Here is a 917-nt window from a genome sequence, read left to right on the forward strand (position 1 = left end):
CCTCGGTGCGCAGCGGGTTGATCTCCGACACGGCGCCCACGAAGGTCGTCTTGCCCACGCCGAACCCGCCCGCCACCACGATCTTCGCGGAGGTGGTGGAGCGGGCTGCACCGCTAGAGCTTGCGAAGTCCACTGAGCACCCTTTCGAGCAGTGTCACATCTGGCTGGCCACCGGCGGACTCGTCACCGCCGGGCTGGTGGATGGCGACGAGACCGGCCTCGGCCAGGTCGGCCACGAGGATACGGGCGACGCCCAAGGGAATGGAGAGAAGTGCGGAGATCTCTGCTACCGATTTGATCTCGTAACACAGATGGCAGATCCGCTGGTGCTCGGGCAGTTGGCCCTGGAGCTGTGTCGGATCGGCGGTCGTGCTCACCAGCGCCTCTATGGCGAGCTGGTAACGCGGCCGGGTACGGCCCCCGGTCATGGCGTACGGCCGCACCAGCGACGCCGGTCCGCCGCTGTCCTCGGGCTGCCGCGCGCGGTGGGCCCGCGGCGGCCGAGGCTGCTCCGCCTGCCGGTGGTGAGGAGGAGGCGACTGCTGTGGCTGCTGGTACGGCTGCTGCTGCGGGTAGGGCTGGGACGCGGGCGTTTGCCACTGCCGACTCGGAGTCGAGGGGAAGTTGAACCGCTTCGGGGACGGGTCGTGCTGCGGCTGCCGAGAGTGGGGCTCACCGCCGTAAGGACCACCTGGGGGCGTTGCCACGTCTCCTCCTCCACTGCCGGACGTCATCGGGCCGTCTCTTCCGGGGACCGCCGAGGCCCATCGCGTCCCCGCACCTTATGGCGCGGAGACGCGACGTGCACGGTCTGTTTGCTAGTTGAGAAGGCTTCCTTGCAGCTCGGCACGGAGGTCCGGGGTCAGCACCGTACCCGCCCGGTCCACCAACAGAGCCATCTCGTAACCCACCAGGCC

1 protein-coding gene and 2 pseudogenes are annotated in these 917 nt (G+C 69.0%); all 3 read right to left on the minus strand.

Annotation, left to right across the window (positions count from 1 at the left end; translation table 11 throughout):
- Positions 1–133 (minus strand): annotated as a pseudogene (locus IF47_RS29930) (ATP-binding protein); the annotation flags it as partial.
- A complete protein-coding gene (locus IF47_RS0126670) occupies positions 114–707 on the minus strand; it encodes a DUF742 domain-containing protein (RefSeq protein ID WP_031511579.1) in 594 nt (197 codons plus the stop codon). The pseudogene IF47_RS29930 and the gene IF47_RS0126670, both read right to left, overlap by 20 nt.
- A gap of 111 nt (positions 708–818) precedes the next feature.
- Positions 819–917, minus strand: a pseudogene (locus tag IF47_RS29935) (roadblock/LC7 domain-containing protein); the annotation flags it as partial.

Source organism: Streptomyces megasporus (genome assembly GCF_000718985.1).
Classification (GTDB): Bacteria; Actinomycetota; Actinomycetes; order Streptomycetales; family Streptomycetaceae; genus Streptomyces; species Streptomyces megasporus.